Genomic DNA, 17,206 nt, shown 5'->3' on the forward strand with positions numbered 1-17,206 from the left:
TTGCTAGCGAATTGACTTCACTATCAGTTTTTATAAAAAACTGTAAAATTGTGTTTGTTTTTACACTTGTAAAAACGCCCTACACATTTGGTTCGTCTTACTTTGTTCAGTTTTCAAAGGTCTACTTCGTTGCCGTTTGCGACAACTTCTAAATAATATCACAGTTGGTTGACTGTGTCAACAACTTTTTTGAAATTATTTTTTATTTTTTTTTTCGTTGTCGTTTGTGACAACTTCTAAATAATATCACGATTAGTTGAATCCGTCAACTATCTTTTTAAAAAATATTATTTATTTTTTGTCGTCTCTTTTAAAAGCGACAACTTTTATATCATATCATCGCCTCATATAAATGTCAACATATTTTTAAAACATGTTTATCATTCGTTATCGGCATTAATTACTATAGCAACTTTAAATTTAAAAAGCAAGTCTTATTTTACATTAATTGGCTTTTTTTAGCCTGACATTCTGGACAGACACCATATAGCTCCATTCGGTGTTCATGTATCTTGAAGCCTGTTAGTTGCTCAGTCGCTACTTCGACGTCCTCTAACCCTGGATAGTAGGTATCGACAATTTTTCCACATTCTTCGCATATGGCATGATAATGCGGCTTGCTTGCAAAGTCAAAGCGACTAGATGCATCTCCATATGCCATTTCTTGGACAAATCCAATTTTTGTGAATAAGCGTAAGTTATTGTAGACTGTCGCAACACTCATATTAGGAAAGCGATCGACTAATGCTTGGTATATCTCATCAGCTGTTGGATGAGCATGACTTTCAATTAAATACTCTAAAATTGCATACCGTTGTGGTGTAATACGAATGTCATTATGTTTTAACTCTGCAACAGCTTCCATTACTTTATGATTTTCCATTGAAGTCTCTCCTCCTTTCATTCTTCTATATAATATACACCAATCTACTATTTTTTTCCAATAGCAAAACCAAAAAAATAAGCCTAGAAATTTTCTAGGCTTATAGCATATCGAATAAAGATAGTTGGTTTTCATCTGGAAGTCCTTTTAAAACTCCATTTTCATCCAAATATTCAATCACCGTCTTAGATACTTTTCCTCTCGTTGCTAAATCCTCTTTAGAGAGAAATTCTCGTTCTTCTCGTGCGGCCATTATTTGTTTCGCAACGTTATCTCCTAAACTCGGTACTGCTCTAAATGGTGCAATTAACGTATTTCCTTCTATAACAAAGTCATTAGCGTCTGATTTATACAAATCTACCATTTTAAATTCAAATCCACGTTCTAACATCTCATTGCACAACTCCAAAACAGTTAGGAGGTTTTTTTCTTTCGCAGAGGCGTCCATTCCTTTGTGAGTAATTTCTTTCATTTTTTCTTTCACAGCCTCTTTTCCGTTTGCCATGGCGACTAAATCAAAGTCGTTTGCACGAACGGAAAAATAAGCAGCATAGTAAAGAATTGGGAAGTGGACTTTAAAGTAAGCAACGCGCAACGCCATCAAAACATAAGCGGCAGCGTGAGCTTTCGGGAACATATATTTAATTTTTAAACATGAATCAATATACCACTCTGGAATACCGACTTCTCGCATTTCTTTTTGCCATTCATCGGGTATACCTTTCCCCTTTCGGACGCTTTCCATAATTTTAAATGCCAACCCATCTTCCAAGCCGTTATGAATGAGGTACACCATGATATCATCACGACACCCGATAACTTCGGATAAAGTCGTTGTTCCTTGACGAATAAGCTCTTCAGCATTTCCTAACCAGACATCTGTTCCGTGTGATAGTCCAGATATTTGTAGCAATTCAGCAAAGGTTGTTGGATGCGTCTGTTCTAGCATTCCTCTAACAAACTTTGTTCCAAATTCGGGAATACCTAGCGAACCGGTTTTAGAGTTTATTTGATCTGGAGTCACACCTAATACTTCCGGTCCTGAAAAAATCTTCATTACTTCCGGGTCATCTGTTGGAATCGTGGTTGGATCGATACCTGATAAATCTTGCAGCATACGAATCACTGTAGGATCATCATGACCGAGAATATCTAGTTTTAAGACGTTGTCATGAATCGAGTGGAAGTCAAAGTGGGTCGTTTTCCATTCCGAATCTTGATCATCTGCTGGATACTGTATTGGAGTAAAATCATAAACATCCATATAATCAGGTATAACAATTATCCCACCCGGATGTTGACCGGTGGTTCTTTTAACACCTGTCGACCCCTTAGCCAAACGATCAATTTCGGCACTACGGAGTGTTAAGTTATGGTCGCGTTCGTATCCTTTAGCAAAGCCGAAAGCTGTTTTATCCGCAACGGTTCCGATGGTTCCTGCTCGATAGACGTACTCTTCCCCGAATAGCACTTTTGTATAATCATGTGCCTGTGGTTGATACGTCCCAGAAAAGTTTAAATCAATATCCGGTACTTTATCTCCATGAAATCCTAAAAACGTTTCAAACGGAATATCATGACCATCTTTAAACAAACGTGCTCCACATTTTGGACAATCTTTTTCAGGTAAGTCAAAGCCTGAACCGACTGAACCGTCTTCGAAAAATTCTGAGTACTGACATTTTGCACATCGGTAGTGCGGAGCTAGAGGGTTAACTTCGGTAATCCCCGTCATGGTTGCGACAAAACTTGAACCAACCGACCCACGTGACCCAACTAAGTAGCCATCTTGTAGACTTTTATGAACCAACTTTTGAGAAATCAGATAGATAACGGAAAAGCCGTTTCCGATAATACTGTCTAGCTCTTTCTTTAGTCGTTTCTCGACTATCTCTGGTAAGTCTTCGCCATATAAGCGGCGAGCTTCATTGTAACTCAAATCTGTAATTTCTTGTTCAGACCCTTCAATCTTGGGTGTATACAAATCGGTCTTGACAGGTGTCACTTCTTCAAATCGATTGGCAAGTTTTTGTGTTTCCGTCACTACTACTCGTTGAGCAACGTCTTCGCCTAAGAATGAAAATGCCTCTAACATCTCATCAGTTGTTCTAAATTGTACATCTGGTAATTTAAACCGATTTAACGGATTAGCGCCGCCCATTGAATTAATCAGTACTTCCCGATAGATTTTATCTGTTTCATCTAAATAGTGAACATTCCCCGTAGCAATCACAGGTTTTCCTAATTCGTCCCCTATCTTAACTAAGTTCGTAAGGATTTCTTCTAAGTCGTGCTCACTTTTTATCATTTCTTGCTCCATTAACGGGGCATAGACAGGTTTTGGCATGATTTCAATATAATCATAAAACTTCGCACGTGACAAGGCTTCATCATAGCCTTTTTGCATCATCGCTTCAAAAATTTCACCATTACTACAAGCTGACCCTATCAATAGTCCTTCTCTTAATTCATTCAATAATGAGCGAGGTATTCTAGGGATACGATAAAAATAATCGATATTCGAAGCGGAAATTAGTTTAAAGAGAATTTTTAAGCCCGCTTGAGTCTGTGCCATAATCGTGGCATGAAATGGACGCGCACGCTTATAAGCATCCCCTTCTCCGACATGCTCGTTTAACTCTGAATGTTTTAAAATACCATGTTCATCTGCTGCTTTCTTTAAAAATATCCAGCATAAGTGACTGGTCGTTTCCGAGTCATAAATGGCACGGTGATGTTGCTCTAAATTAACACCGTACTTTTTCGCTAATGTATTCAAACGGTGACTTTTCCATGCGGGATGAAGAAAGCGTGACAGTTCTAGCGTATCAATCACTGGGTTAGGAGCTTCAGGTATTTCATACTTACCATAACTTGTATTTAAGAACCCCATATCAAAACTCGCATTATGCGCGACCAAAATTGCATCGCCACAAAACTCACGAAATTGTCGGAGTACTTCTTCTTCAGACTTAGAGCCTCGTACCATCTCATCAGTAATCCCTGTCAAACTAATCGTTGTCTGAGATAAAGGATGTCCTGGGTCGATGAACTCTTCAAAAGTTTCGATGATATTCCCTTTTTGCATTTTGACGCCGGCTAATTCAATAATCGTATCATAAACCGCCGATAAACCGGTTGTTTCGACGTCAAACACGACATATGTGGCGTCACTTAACGAGCGGTCGTCGACATTGTATGCAATAGGAACGCCGTCATCAATAACATTCGCCTCGACGCCATATAAAATCTTCACACCGTGTTTTTGACCAGCGTGATGAGCGTCAGGAAAAGATTGCGCACCACTATGGTCAGTAATCGCAATTGCCGGCATGCCCCATTCCCCTGCTCTTGCGACTAAGTCACTGGCGCTGACAATTCCATCCATCGTACTCATATTCGTATGCGCGTGAAATTCAACCCGCTTTTGGTCGGCAGGTGCTGTATCTTTACGAACGGACTTTTTCACTTCTACCAAATCTTGCGCATTCATTACTAAATCACGCATGAACGTGTCTTCTTGAATACTTCCGCGAACTTTTAGCCACATGCCTTTTTTCAACGCAGCGAATACCGCTTCATCTTTCTCGCCATTAGAAAACTTTTTAACGATAAACGATGACGAATAATCCGTCATTTTTAAGATGAGAATCTGACGTCCAGAACGTAAGTCACGGACTTCAATATCAAACACATAGCCTTCAAGCGTGACACGACGTTCTTCTTCTAAGATGGTCACCATTGGCGTAATCGGCTCTTCCATTTGAATCGGACGTCCCATTTGAATTGGGCCTTCTAAAACAGGCACAGCTTGCTTTTTCTCCTGTTTTTGTTGTTCGTGTTTTAATAGTGCTTCATTAGCTTTCGCCATAATTGCTTCTTGCTGTACTCGCTGACGTTCGGCAAATGCTTGGCGGTTTTCCTCTGCTTTTTCTTGATGTAAGACTGGCGTAATTGGCAACTTAGGAAAACCTAGTTGACAATACGCACGACTAACAGCCGGTAAATAATTGTCTGTTAAGTAATTTAATATCCCATCATTTTCAATCAACACACTCAACTGATTATTTTGATAATGGGGTAATTGTGATGAAAGTGTCCCATTTACAATTGCTTCATTACATTCACTTCTTTGTAAAGCCGTTTGCCAGTATGCACGAATCAGCGCTTCATCACACACTGGATTTTCGACATGTATCGTCCAATCGACGTGCGCTATTTCAGCAAAAGCTTTCGCTAAAGCTTGCGTCATCGTTTCATATACGGCAAAAGGTAATAGCTGTTCAAATTGTAAATGAAAATGCCAACGTCGCTCATGCTTATAGACTTTCACTTTTTCAACTTTTCCTGATTGTAAAATCGGTTGCTCCTGCACATATGATGTGAGTCGTGCTTGTTCCATTAATTTTTCAAATAGCTCTTGAGCATTTAACGACAAGGTTGGTCCCTCCTACTTCTTTTCCATAAAAAGAGACAAGTAAGGCTGTATACTCGCATCACTTGTCTCCTCTTCTAACTTCCTTTAGCTAACACTACGCGTTCATTAAAATATTCAGCGTTTCAATTAATTCTTCTTTTCGTACTTCAACGGTCTCGCCTGTCGCACGAATTTTAACTTCAACGATACCTTCCGCTGCTTTTTTACCAATTGTCACACGTACTGGTAGACCAATCAAATCTGAATCGGCAAATTTAACTCCAGCACGTTCTTTGCGGTCGTCAATTAACACTTGATAACCAGCTTTTTTCATGGTGTCTTCAACTTCACTCGTTAATGCCGCTTGTGCTTCGTCATTTAAGTTGATTGGAACGAGATGTAAATCAAATGGCGCTAAGCCTTTTGGCCAGTTCATGCCATTCTCATCGGCATATTGCTCTACGATAGCAGACATTAAACGACTAACCCCGATACCATAACATCCCATAATCACTGGAATCTCACGGCCATTTTTATCTAAAACATTAGCTCCCATACTTTCACTATAACGTGTTCCTAATTTGAAAATGTGACCAATCTCAATTCCTTTAGTGAATTTAATAACGCCTTCACCATCAGGAGATGGGTCGCCTTCTTGAACAAAGCGTAAATCTTCGAATGTTTCAACTTTAAAATCACGGTCTAAGTTAACATTGATATAGTGATAACCTGATTCATTCGCACCGCAAACACCGTTTTGAACATCTTGAATGTATAAATCAGCTAAAACTTTCACGTCTTCTGGAACAGATATAGGACCAATCGAACCAAAGTCTGCGCCAAAGTAACGTATAGCTTCTTCATTTTCAGCTGGTTCTAAAAAGTCTGCGCCTAAATAGTTTTTCAATTTGATATCGTTGACTTCATGATCACCACGTACTAAAACAAGCACTGGTTTTTCATCCGCCATAAAGAGCACAGATTTAATAATACGTTTTGGATCAACTTCTAGGAATTCAGCGACTTGTTCAATCGTCTCAACATTAGGTGTTGCTACTTTTTCAAGTTCTAAAACAGACTCACGTACTTGTGAAGGCTGATATAGAGAGGTTGCCATTTCTAAGTTCGCGGCATAGTCACTTTCGCTTGAATAGCAAATGACATCTTCACCAATATCAGAAATCGCCATAAATTCTTTCGAATCGCTACCACCCATCGCACCACCGTCACCGATAATGGCACGGAAGTCTAAACCGCAACGTTCAAAGATGCGCGTATAAGCTTTTTCATAACCACGGTATCCTTCGTCTAAACTCTCTTCAGAATCATGGAAAGAGTAAGCATCTTTCATAATGAAGTCGCGACCACGTAACAGACCAGAGCGTGGACGTTTTTCATCGCGATATTTCGTTTGAATTTGATATAGTGATAGTGGTAGGCGTTTATAAGACGTCACTTCTTGTTTAATCAAATCCGTAAAGGCTTCTTCATGAGTTGGCCCTAAGATATAATCACGACCATGACGATCATTAAACTTCATCAATAATGGTCCGTATGTTTCGTAACGCCCTGATTCTTTCCATAACTCAGCTGGCAACATAGACGGCATTAACATTTCCACCGCATCGATTTCTTCAAACTCTTCGCGTAAAATCGTTTTGATTTTCTCTAAAACACGTGTTGCTAAAGGCAAGTAACTATAAACACCTGCAGAAACTTGACGAATATACCCTGCGCGTAACAATAATTGGTGACTTAGCACCTCTGCTTCATTTGGCACTTCTCTTAATGTTGGAATCAACATTTTTGACTGTTTCATATTCAATCTCCTCTATCCTTTGATTTCAATTATTTCGTAAAAAAGCGTAATATATCATTCCAAGTAACTAACACCATTAATAACATGAGTAACGCAAACCCAACAAACGTTACACGTGCTTCTAATTCCGGGTTTAACGGTTTGCGACGTATTCCTTCGATTAAGTTGAAAAGTATTTTCCCACCATCTAACATCGGAATCGGCAATAAGTTCATAATACCTAAGTTGACACTTAAAATAGCAGTAAAACGTAAAATCGTTAACAGGCTTTCATTGGCCACCTGAGAAGACGCTTGGAAAATCATCACAGGGCCTCCTAGTTTATTTAAACTAAAGTCTGACACTAAATCTTTTAATGCTCGAAAGATTAATAATGCACTAGCTGTCGTTTGATGAACGGCTTCTTTTAACTTTCCACCAATATTTAGCGGAACGAGGCGCGTTGCCGGCACGACTCCTAACATGACACGCTTAGTGCCATCTTCTTGTGTTACTTCTTTAGGCGTTAACGTTAATTGTTTTTCTGACTTTTGACGCTTGATAGTCATTTGAATTTCTTTATTTTCAGCTTTTTCAAGCTCTTTTGAAATATCGGTAAACTCACGAATCGGTTGATTATCAATCGACACGATTTCATCTCCAGCTTTCAAGCCTATCTCGTCAGCTAAACTTTCAGCTTGAATGCCACCAATTTTACCAGAATCTAACTCGGCTTCATAAATACCACCTTGCATATTCAACATAATAAAAAACAAAGTAAAGGTTAGGATGAAGTTAAATAATGGACCGGCGAAGTTCGTTAACAGACGTTGGTATAGCTTAGCCGATTGAAACTGAACATCTAGTGGTGCAATACGCACTTCCGTTCCATCTGCCTCGATAATCGTCGCATCATGTTCTACTTGATAGGTACGTTGTTCTCGACCACCTGCATAGTAAACATTCCCAACTATCATTAATTCATCTTCTAAATCAGCTTTCACTAACTCCATGGGCAATGCGTTAGGCAATTGCACTTTTTCACTCGTGTTAATTTTAACTACACGTTGCTGCTCATTAAGCACTAAGCCGATTGTTTGGCCAGCAGTTAAATCAGCCTCTTCTTCTCCCATCCCAGCCATGCGAACGTAACCGCCAACTGGTAAAAGACGTAACGTGTAGGTTGTCCCATCTTTTGCTTGATGAGCAAAAACTTTTGGCCCCATCCCGATAGAAAACTCTCTAACGAGAATGCCTGACCATTTGGCAAAAAGAAAGTGTCCCAACTCATGAATGGTCACGATTAAGCCAAATACTAAGATAAAAACAAGTAAAGCTTTCATGCACACGCTCCTGTTCTACTATTAATAAACTGTTTCTATTCTATCACAAGACGTTCGAACAAACCAAGATATGATTTTTAGATAATACCGAACAGCTTCATCAAAGGAAACACGAATAGCAAGCTATCAAATCGGTCTAAAATACCGCCGTGTCCAGGTAAAATCTTGCCAGAATCTTTAACACCATAGAAACGTTTTAACGCTGATTCAACTAAATCTCCCAACTGACCCGCTACTGATAAAACGACGGTCATCGGCAATAAAGCCCATACAGAATGTCCAAAATATGTTTTGGCCGGGTAGATTAAAAAGACGATAAGTGACGCTGCTAACGCACAGAGGATGCCACCCAAAGAGCCTTCTATTGTTTTATTAGGCGAGACATGCGGGGCTAATTTGTTTTTCCCAACTTTTCGTCCAATCATATAGGCCCCAATATCCGTACTCCAAACGATGGCTAAACCATATATTAATACACTGAAATCTTGTCCCAGTCCACGTGCTAATAAAAAACTCTTGAAGCCAATACCCACATAGAGTGTTGCCAAAACTGGAAAAGCCGCATCTTCAAATGTATACGTGTTTTTTGAAAAAACAGAGGCGCTTAGCAACACCATCACTGATAAGTAAAATAGATAAAAGTTATCTGCCGTGGCAGGTAAAAAGAAAAACCAGTCATCAATCGGTAACACTAAAAACAAAACACCTATAATTGAAATAACTCCTTCAAAACTATTAATTTTAAGTCCTCGCATACGAAACAGTTCGTATATCGCAACCGCTGCTAATAGTGCTACGGCAAATTGGAAAACAACTCCTCCGTACCAAATAATGGGAATAAAAACTAACAGGGCTATGACCGCTGTAATCACACGTTGTTTCATTCTATTTCCTCCTTTATTTCTTCCACTGATGGCGTAGAGAGACCACCAAAGCGGCGGTTGCGCTGTTGATAAGTAGCTAACGCTTCCTCTAAATGTTCTCCATCAAAATCAGGCCAATAAGCTGGCGAAAAATATAACTCGCTATAAGCAATTTGCCATAATAAAAAATTACTAATACGTTCTTCTCCACTTGTACGAATTAGTAAATCAGGATCTTGCAATTCACTTCCTAAAGCAGCTGTCATCAGTTGCTCAGAAAATTGTTCTTCTGTTACAGTTCCTTCTAAACGTCCTTCTTTTGCTTCGACAAGTAGGCGGTTGACCGCTTGTAAAATTTCAGACCGGCTTCCGTAATTTAACGCGAAATTTAAAATCATTCCCCGACAGTGAGCTGTTGCTTCAATGGCACGCTTAACTGCACCTTGTGTATGCGCAGGCAGCCCCATCACATCTCCCATTACTTGTACTTGGACATCTTCTGCTACCAATTCAGGTACAAATTCATCGAAAAAATCAACAGGCAACTGCATTAAGAAATTAACCTCGTCATCTGGCCGTTTCCAGTTTTCTGTTGAAAAAGCGTACAACGTTAATGCCTTTATTCCTAACTGACTTGCTTTTTTTGTAATCTTCTTTACCGTGTTCATACCTTCTCGATGCCCTGCGACACGTGGCAAGCGTCGATTTTCAGCCCAACGACCGTTACCGTCCATGATAATCGCTAAATGTTTTGGAACAGGTCCATTGGCTTGAAAAGCCACAGTGGAATCTGTTTTAGTATATTTATTTTTTTGCGGGAATAGTCGAAACATATTCTCCCATCCTTTCTATGAGTCTATCGTTATTATTGTAGCAAAATTACCCTTAAAAACCTATCAAAACTATAGAATACACTCTTTTTTTGCTGTTTCTTAACACTTTGTCACTTGATTTCACGTTTTTTTACAGAGTTTTTCAAAATCTTTTTGAAAGTTTTCGTTTTTATCTATATGATAGATAGAGAGGTTATTTTCAAAGGAGAGAATATTATGAAAGAAAAGGAAAAAAGTGAGTCCTTTTTAACGACTTACTTAGATCGACATCGTTTAACTTTTATTGGAAAAGGTGTGCTTGTTGGCTTACTTGCCGGACTGGTCGTCAGTCTGTTTCGCTTGGGGATACACGCTCTTACTCATCAAGTGATTCGTTTTTATCATTTTGCTACAGAACATCCGCTGTGGCTAATCCCCTGGCTTGGTTTATCGCTGATAGTCGCTATTTTTATCGGTAGACTCGTAAAACAAGAACCTGCGATTAAAGGAAGCGGCATCCCTCAAGTCGAAGGCCAAGTTGCCGGTGTCCTAACGATGAACTGGTGGTCAGTCTTATGGCGTAAAACGATTGCAGGCTTACTCAGCATTAGTTCTGGTCTGTTTCTTGGTCGCGAAGGCCCTTCTATTCAACTAGGAGCAGCTGTTGGAGATGGAGTGAATAGTTGGTTGAATGGCAATGCCACTTCGAAAAAAATATTGATTTCAAGTGGAGCTGGAGCAGGTTTAGCTGCGGCATTTAACGCTCCTTTAGCTGGACTCGTTTTTGTACTAGAAGAGATTCATCATCATTTTTCACCCATTGTTCTTTTATCTGCTTTTTCAGCTACTGTCTCAGCAAACTTTGTCTCACAAACATTTTTTGGCCTTTCACCTATTCTACATTTTGGTGCATTAGAAAAAATACCCTTACGTTTCTATCCTTGGTTAGTTGGATTAGGTATACTTTTAGGTGTCATAGGCTATTTGTATCAACTCGTTTTACTTGCTATGCCACGCTTCTACAAAAAATTACGACATCTTCCAAGTCACTACTGGGGAGTCGTCCCTTTCATCTGCGTGATTCCTATTGGTTTTTTCTTTCCACACTTATTAGGAGGCGGCAGCCAAGTCATTAGTTTATTAGAAACGCAAAGTTATTCTTTTCAACTTTTACTCGGTATTTTTCTTCTACGTTTTATCTTTTCAATGATTTCTTACGGTTCCGGTTTACCAGGAGGTATTTTCTTACCTGTACTGTCTTTAGGCGCTATACTTGGCACACTGTATGTTGCAGCGTTACCAGAAACTTGGCTCCCCGCTGACTTTAAGATTAATTTTATTATTCTAGGTATGGCTGGCTTTTTTACAGCCGTAGGGAAAGCACCTCTGACCGCTATTATTTTAATTACAGAGATGACAGGTAATTTTCAACAATTAATGACGCTTTCTATTGTGGCTTTAGTCGCATACATCACTTTAGACTTACTAGGTGGCGAACCCATTTACGAAGCTCTTTTAGAACGACTCGATACCAAAGCTGTGCCATTAACAAAAGGCACTAAAGAGTTACTCGCTTTTCCCGTTCAAGTTGGAAGTTTTCTGGACGGTCGTCCATTAATGGACGCTACCTTACCAAGCGGATGCCTAGTCGCTAGCATCCGTCGAGGCGAAAGAGAACTCATCCCTTCAGGAGATACGATTGTGACATCTGGCGATATTTTATATATTTTAAGCTATGATTTAGGTAATAAAGAAGTTCGTCAAATTATCGAGTCGCGCACGCTTGCGACTAATAAAAAAACGTTAGTTGTGGATTAAACCACATCTAACGTTTTTCTTTTTAAACTTCTAGTAATTCTTCTTCTTTTGCTGCCGTAATTTCATCGATACGTGCAGTACTTTTATCTGTAATATCTTGAACTTTTTTCTCTAACGTACGTAACTCATCTTCAGAGATTTCTTTATCTTTTTCTAACTTTTTCAATTCGTCAATCGCGTCACGACGGATATTACGAACTGCTACTTTCGCATTTTCAGCATATTTGCCGACTTCTTTTGCTAATTCTTTACGACGCTCTTCTGTTAATTGAGGAATAACCAAGCGAATCACGTTACCGTCATTTGCCGGACTAATGCCAACATCACTTGCTAAAATAGCTTTTTCAACATCTTCAAGTGAATTTTTATCAAAAGGTGTAATCATCAATACGCGCGCTTCTGGAATAGAAATTTGAGCGAGTTGATTTAAAGGTGTTGGTGCACCGTAGTACATCACTTCTACACGGTCTAAAATACTTGCATTTGCACGACCGGCACGAATATACCCAAGTTCACGTTGTAAACTTTCTTCCGATTTTTTCATACGGTCAGCTGCTGCTGTTAATACTTCTTGTGCCATTCTTATTTCCCCCTTACAGTTGTTCCAATATTTTCTCCAAGACAAACGCGTTTAATATTGCCTCGTTCATTCAAGTTAAAGACGACTAATGGAATGTCATTATCCATACTTAATGAGCTTGCTGTTGAATCCATCACAGCTAACCCTTTTGAAATAACATCTAAGTGTGTTAATTCATCAAATTTTGTGGCTGTTTTTTCATGTTTTGGATCGGCAGAATAAACCCCATCCACATTGTTTTTAGCCATTAATATCACGTCTGCATTAATTTCAGCCGCTCGAAGTGCTGCTGTTGTATCTGTTGAGAAGTATGGGTTACCCGTTCCTCCTGCAAAAATAACAACACGTCCTTTTTCAAGGTGACGTACGGCACGACGACGAATATAAGGTTCAGCAATTTGACGCATTTCAATTGACGTTTGAACGCGCGTTGGTACGCCAACATTTTCTAATACATCTTGCAACGCAAGAGCATTCATCACTGTTGCTAACATTCCCATATAATCAGCTTGGGCACGTTCCATCCCCATCTCAGCTCCAACGTTACCACGCCAAATATTACCACCGCCAACAACAATCGCGACTTCGATTCCTAAATCATGTACTTCTTTAATCTCTTCACAGATTTCTTCAATTGTTGGTGGTTGAATACCGAAACCAGCATCTCCCGCTAAAGCTTCACCACTTACTTTTAATACAACGCGTTGATATTTAGGATTAGACATCCACTTTCCCTCCATTTTCGTGCTCTCTTCAGTTTAACATATTCTATCTGTCAATGCTTCTTAGACTATTTTGCCTAAAAAAAGGGAGCGCCCTTGTTACAACAAGGTGCGTCCCTTTCTATCATTGAGATAGCTTATTTCATTTGGCTCTTAACTTCGTCAGCAAAGTTTTCTTCGCGTTTTTCTAAACCTTCGCCCACTTCAAAGCGAACAAAGTTTTTAATTTCTGTATTTTTAGACGCAACGTATTTCGCTACAGTCATGTCTGGATCTTTAACAAATGGTTGGTCCACTAAACAGATTTCTGCTAAGAATTTATGCATACGACCTTCAACCATTTTTTCAACGATTTTTTCAGGTTTGCCTTCGTTTAATGCTTGCTCAGTTAAAACTGAACGCTCGCGATCTAATTCTTCTGCTGGTACTTCAGCACTTGTTAAGTAACGAGGGTTGATCGCTGCAACGTGCATAGCAACGTCTTTAGCAACATCTTCATTATCGCCATCTACTACTGTGATTGCTACAATTGAACCACCCGCATGCACGTAAGCACCAAATGATTGTTCATCTGTTTTTTCAACTAAATGGAAACGACGGAATGCAATTTTCTCACCGATAACAGTAGTTGCTTCCATGATTTCTTTTTCAACAGTTCCTTTATCTGTTTCAATTGCTAACGCTTCTTCCATGTTAGCAGGTTTGTTTTCTGCTACAAGTTTAGCGATTTTAACAACTAAATCTTTAAATTGATCATTTTTTGCAACGAAGTCTGTTTCTGAGTTGATTTCAACAGCTGCTGCAACATTTCCAGCTACATAGACGTTTGCTAAACCTTCTGCTGCAATACGGTCGCCTTTCTTAGCTGCTTTTGCCATACCTGTTTCACGTAAATGGTCAATCGCTTTTTCCATATCGCCATCTACTTCTACTAAAGCGCGTTTAGCGTCCATCATACCAACGCCTGTTTTGTCGCGTAACTCTTTAACCATTGCTGCTGTAATTTTTTGTGCCATTACTATTGCCTCCTATTTAATCTGTATTCTCTATTCTCTCTTTAAAAAAAGTCTCAAAGGGTAGAGCGGGCTACTTCTTTCGCCAACTGATACATAGCCTTTGAGACACATTTAATTTCGTTTAATTATTCAGCGTTGTCGCCTTCTACAACTTCTACGATTTCTTCTAAAGAATCAGCATCTGTTGCTTCTGCTGCAAATGTTTCTTCGACTACTTCATCTTCACCTTGACGGCCTTCGATGAATGCGTCTGCCATTTTACCAGCAATTAATTTTACCGCGCGAATCGCGTCATCGTTAGATGGGATAACTACATCGATCTCATCTGGATCACAGTTAGTATCAACCATCGCTACGATAGGAATATTAAGTTTACGTGCTTCTTGTACTGCAATACGCTCTTTACGAGGGTCTACAATAAAGATAACATCTGGAATTCTTGGCATATCAGCGATACCGCCTAAGAATTTTTCTAAACGTTCACGTTCTTTGTTTAAGCCCGCTACTTCTTTTTTAGGAAGAACTTCAAATACGCCTTCTTCTTCCATTTTTGTAATTTCTTTTAGACGTGCGATACGTTTTTGGATAGTATCCCAGTTAGTCAATGTTCCACCTAACCAACGATGGTTAACGTAGTATTGACCAGCACGTTCTGCTTCTTCTTTGATTGCTTCTTGTGCTTGTTTTTTTGTACCGACGAATAATGCCACGCCGTCGTTAGCTGCGATGTCTTTCATATAGTTGTAAGCATCGTCTACTAAGCGAACTGTTTTTTGTAAGTCGATGATATAAATACCGTTTCTTTCAGTGAAGATGTATTTTTTCATCTTAGGGTTCCAGCGACGTGTTTGGTGTCCAAAGTGTACACCTGATTCTAGCAATTGTTTCATTGAGATTACTGCCATGTTGTGTTTCCTCCATTTTGGTTTTATTTTCCTCTCTACAACTCTTCTTTCACAGAGAACTAACAAGGTGTTAGCACCACTCCGAAAATCATTGTAGATGTGGTATTAGCCCTGTATTTTTACAGAACCTTTATAAGTATACAACAAGAACGATAACGACGCAAGTCCTTTGTACCAAATTACGCTTCTTTGATACTACGTAAGATATAGTATCCTTTATCTTTGGCGACTACCTCGACATTTCCAAATACTTCTTCTAACTTTTTCATGGCACTTGGCGCTCCTTGTTTCTTTTGAATGACGCACGTCAGCGTTCCACCTGTAGTTAAATACTGATAACTCTCACTTAAAATCTCATGGACGACCTTTTTCCCCGCGCGAATTGGAGGATTTGTTACGATTGCTGCGAAATCATTTTCTTTTACAGCTTCATACGCATGTGAATGATAAATTTCTACCTTGTCTATGCCATTGATACGAGCATTGCGTTGCGCCAACTCTAGCGCACGGTCATTCACGTCCACCATTTCTACCAAACGTCCTGTTTCTTTCGCTAACGTCAAGCCAATCGGACCATAGCCACAACCAACATCTAAGATGGGTCCTTCGGGTAACAGTGTTGTTTCAAAATGCTCTAACAACACGACACTACCATAATCGACACGGTCACGAGAAAACACACCGCTATCCGTTGTAAATTTTAAAACATGACCACGCAACTCAAACGTCCATTCCTGATAATCATGAGCACTCTGAGGGTCATTCGTATAATAATGATTTGTCATGTCAAACTCCTTTACTTTCTTTAATCGCCCGAGCCATTTCTTTCGCTAGTAAATCATACCCTTTATTTGAAAAATGTAAACCATCTTTTTGTAAATAAACGTTCGGGTCAGGTGCAGCCATCATACTCGCCATCATATTTACATAAGGCAAGTGATACTTCTTTGCTAGTTTTTTTGTCACGTCGCGATACAGCATTAAACGTTCTAATGGACGGTCATTATGACGAAGCAACTGATTGGTATACGGCGGCGAAACTAGCACCACTTTTTCTTGACCGATTAATTGAATCATCTCTTCTAAATTTCTTTGATAGCGATCGAGCGAGACAAACTTATGACGAGCGGCATCATTGGCTCCAAAAAAAATCACGACGATGTCAGGTTTATATTTTAAAACATGCGCCTCAATCCGTTTCAACCCATCTTCTGTCGTTTCACCGGGAATCCCTGCATTGATAATATCTGCTTTTGGAAAATATTCCGACATTCGACACGTTAATTTCGCTGTGATTTCTTTTTTCGTATAGCCGGCTGTAATACTATCTCCAAATAAAACAATCTTTATCATCACTTTTCGCTCCTCTCTTTTTCACATACTACGTTACTTGTGTTATAATCATAACGCATTATTTTAATCATCATAGCACGATAGGAGATCTTTTAACATGTCAAACGAATCATTACCCGAAGTCTTACATTGTAAAGACACACGGGTTGTCCAAACACATCTTATTTTACCACCCGATTTAAATTATCATCAAACACTATTTGGCGGAAAACTTATGGGCTTTATTGATAACTGTGCAGCCATTTCTGCTGCGCGCTTATCCCGCAAACCCGTCGTGACTGCTTCCACTGACCGTCTCGACTTTTTCGAACCCCTTTATGCCAATCAATCTGTTTGCCTCGAGTCTTTTGTTTCTGGAACAGGTCGTACTTCAATGGAAGTATTTGTCAAAGTAACTGGTGAAGACTTGCCAACAGGTCGCCGCTTTATCGCTGCAACATGCTTTATGACATTTGTCGCAGCTGGGGATTTACCAGAAGGGTACACATTACCACGCGTTCAACCTGAAACAGCCGAAGAAATTGCTGTCAGCAAAGACTATCTCACTCGCAAAGAAAACCGCATGCGCGATTTAAAATTACGCGAAGCATTTGCCAAAGAGATTTCACTCGACCCACCTTGGATGTAAAAATTCAAGAAAAATGAAGAAAACTCAAGCAGCTTATGATAAGATAGTATCATTGATTTAATATCATA

At 39.4% G+C, this 17,206-nt stretch carries 14 protein-coding genes; 2 read left to right on the forward strand and 12 right to left on the reverse strand.

Annotation, left to right across the window (positions count from 1 at the left end; all coding sequences use genetic code 11):
* Nucleotides 1-439: 439 nt before the first annotated feature.
* The 6 genes from CBF33_RS06560 to CBF33_RS06585 all read right to left on the reverse strand — a co-directional run bounded on the left by CBF33_RS06560 (nt 440) and on the right by CBF33_RS06585 (nt 10,137).
* Nucleotides 440-883 carry a Fur family transcriptional regulator gene (locus CBF33_RS06560; RefSeq protein ID WP_023606534.1) on the reverse strand — a complete coding sequence of 148 codons (444 nt, stop codon included), beginning with the start codon at nt 881-883 and terminating at the stop codon, nt 440-442.
* A gap of 100 nt (nt 884-983) precedes the next feature.
* Complete coding sequence (locus CBF33_RS06565; RefSeq protein ID WP_126762674.1) at nt 984-5,321, reverse strand: PolC-type DNA polymerase III; 4,338 nt, start codon at nt 5,319-5,321, stop codon at nt 984-986.
* Between the two features lie 94 nt (nt 5,322-5,415).
* On the reverse strand, nt 5,416-7,119 hold the full coding sequence (locus tag CBF33_RS06570; RefSeq protein WP_126762676.1) for a proline--tRNA ligase: 1,704 nt from the start codon (nt 7,117-7,119) through the stop codon (nt 5,416-5,418).
* A gap of 29 nt (nt 7,120-7,148) precedes the next feature.
* Nucleotides 7,149-8,441, reverse strand: a complete 1,293-nt coding sequence (gene rseP / locus CBF33_RS06575; RefSeq protein ID WP_126762678.1) for an RIP metalloprotease RseP — start codon at nt 8,439-8,441, stop codon at nt 7,149-7,151.
* A 77-nt stretch (nt 8,442-8,518) separates the two neighbouring features.
* The gene (locus CBF33_RS06580) at nt 8,519-9,325 is read right to left on the reverse strand and encodes a phosphatidate cytidylyltransferase (RefSeq protein WP_126762680.1); all 807 of its coding nucleotides are present in this window, start codon (nt 9,323-9,325) and stop codon (nt 8,519-8,521) included.
* The gene (locus CBF33_RS06585; protein WP_126762682.1) at nt 9,322-10,137 is read right to left on the reverse strand and encodes an undecaprenyl pyrophosphate synthase; all 816 of its coding nucleotides are present in this window, start codon (nt 10,135-10,137) and stop codon (nt 9,322-9,324) included. Before CBF33_RS06585 ends, CBF33_RS06580 begins: the two co-directional genes overlap by 4 nt.
* Nucleotides 10,138-10,353: 216 nt before the next feature.
* Between CBF33_RS06585 and CBF33_RS06590 the strand changes: the two genes are divergently transcribed.
* The gene (locus CBF33_RS06590; RefSeq protein WP_126762684.1) at nt 10,354-11,934 is read left to right on the forward strand and encodes a ClC family H(+)/Cl(-) exchange transporter; all 1,581 of its coding nucleotides are present in this window, start codon (nt 10,354-10,356) and stop codon (nt 11,932-11,934) included.
* A 22-nt stretch (nt 11,935-11,956) separates the two neighbouring features.
* On the opposite strand, the gene frr is transcribed toward CBF33_RS06590, so the two are convergent.
* The 6 genes from frr to CBF33_RS06620 all read right to left on the reverse strand — a co-directional run bounded on the left by frr (nt 11,957) and on the right by CBF33_RS06620 (nt 16,510).
* On the reverse strand, nt 11,957-12,514 hold the full coding sequence (gene frr, locus CBF33_RS06595) for a ribosome recycling factor (RefSeq protein ID WP_023606541.1): 558 nt from the start codon (nt 12,512-12,514) through the stop codon (nt 11,957-11,959).
* Between the two features lie 2 nt (nt 12,515-12,516).
* A complete protein-coding gene (gene pyrH, locus CBF33_RS06600; protein WP_023606542.1) occupies nt 12,517-13,239 on the reverse strand; it encodes a UMP kinase in 723 nt (240 codons plus the stop codon).
* Nucleotides 13,240-13,373: 134 nt separating this feature from the next.
* Complete coding sequence (tsf, locus tag CBF33_RS06605; protein WP_126762686.1) at nt 13,374-14,252, reverse strand: translation elongation factor Ts; 879 nt, start codon at nt 14,250-14,252, stop codon at nt 13,374-13,376.
* 125 nt (nt 14,253-14,377) lie between these two features.
* Nucleotides 14,378-15,157, reverse strand: a complete 780-nt coding sequence (rpsB, locus tag CBF33_RS06610; protein WP_023606544.1) for a 30S ribosomal protein S2 — start codon at nt 15,155-15,157, stop codon at nt 14,378-14,380.
* A 179-nt stretch (nt 15,158-15,336) separates the two neighbouring features.
* The gene (locus tag CBF33_RS06615; protein WP_126762688.1) at nt 15,337-15,942 is read right to left on the reverse strand and encodes a class I SAM-dependent methyltransferase; all 606 of its coding nucleotides are present in this window, start codon (nt 15,940-15,942) and stop codon (nt 15,337-15,339) included.
* Nucleotide 15,943: 1 nt separating this feature from the next.
* Nucleotides 15,944-16,510, reverse strand: coding sequence for a DUF459 domain-containing protein (locus CBF33_RS06620; RefSeq protein ID WP_126762690.1), 567 nt, complete (start codon nt 16,508-16,510; stop codon nt 15,944-15,946).
* 97 nt (nt 16,511-16,607) lie between these two features.
* Here CBF33_RS06620 and CBF33_RS06625 point away from each other — a divergent pair, with 97 nt between their 5' ends.
* Nucleotides 16,608-17,138, forward strand: coding sequence for an acyl-CoA thioesterase (locus tag CBF33_RS06625; RefSeq protein ID WP_023606547.1), 531 nt, complete (start codon nt 16,608-16,610; stop codon nt 17,136-17,138).
* Nucleotides 17,139-17,206 lie beyond the last annotated feature (68 nt).

The organism is Vagococcus lutrae, assembly GCF_003987555.1.
Taxonomy (GTDB): domain Bacteria; phylum Bacillota; class Bacilli; order Lactobacillales; family Vagococcaceae; genus Vagococcus_A; species Vagococcus_A lutrae.

Bases quoted from the DNA above. Each gene is read 5' to 3' on its own strand.
- CBF33_RS06560 (WP_023606534.1), bottom strand. From the start codon at position 883: ATGGAAAATCATAAAGTAATGGAAGCTGTTGCAGAGTTAAAACATAAT.
- CBF33_RS06570 (WP_126762676.1), bottom strand. From the start codon at position 7,119: ATGAAACAGTCAAAAATGTTGATTCCAACATTAAGAGAAGTGCCAAAT.
- rseP (WP_126762678.1), bottom strand. From the start codon at position 8,441: ATGAAAGCTTTACTTGTTTTTATCTTAGTATTTGGCTTAATCGTGACC.
- CBF33_RS06580 (WP_126762680.1), bottom strand. From the start codon at position 9,325: ATGAAACAACGTGTGATTACAGCGGTCATAGCCCTGTTAGTTTTTATT.
- CBF33_RS06585 (WP_126762682.1), bottom strand. From the start codon at position 10,137: ATGTTTCGACTATTCCCGCAAAAAAATAAATATACTAAAACAGATTCC.
- CBF33_RS06590 (WP_126762684.1), top strand. From the start codon at position 10,354: ATGAAAGAAAAGGAAAAAAGTGAGTCCTTTTTAACGACTTACTTAGAT.
- frr (WP_023606541.1), bottom strand. From the start codon at position 12,514: ATGGCACAAGAAGTATTAACAGCAGCAGCTGACCGTATGAAAAAATCG.
- pyrH (WP_023606542.1), bottom strand. From the start codon at position 13,239: ATGTCTAATCCTAAATATCAACGCGTTGTATTAAAAGTAAGTGGTGAA.
- tsf (WP_126762686.1), bottom strand. From the start codon at position 14,252: ATGGCACAAAAAATTACAGCAGCAATGGTTAAAGAGTTACGCGACAAA.
- rpsB (WP_023606544.1), bottom strand. From the start codon at position 15,157: ATGGCAGTAATCTCAATGAAACAATTGCTAGAATCAGGTGTACACTTT.
- CBF33_RS06615 (WP_126762688.1), bottom strand. From the start codon at position 15,942: ATGACAAATCATTATTATACGAATGACCCTCAGAGTGCTCATGATTAT.
- CBF33_RS06620 (WP_126762690.1), bottom strand. From the start codon at position 16,510: ATGATAAAGATTGTTTTATTTGGAGATAGTATTACAGCCGGCTATACG.
- CBF33_RS06625 (WP_023606547.1), top strand. From the start codon at position 16,608: ATGTCAAACGAATCATTACCCGAAGTCTTACATTGTAAAGACACACGG.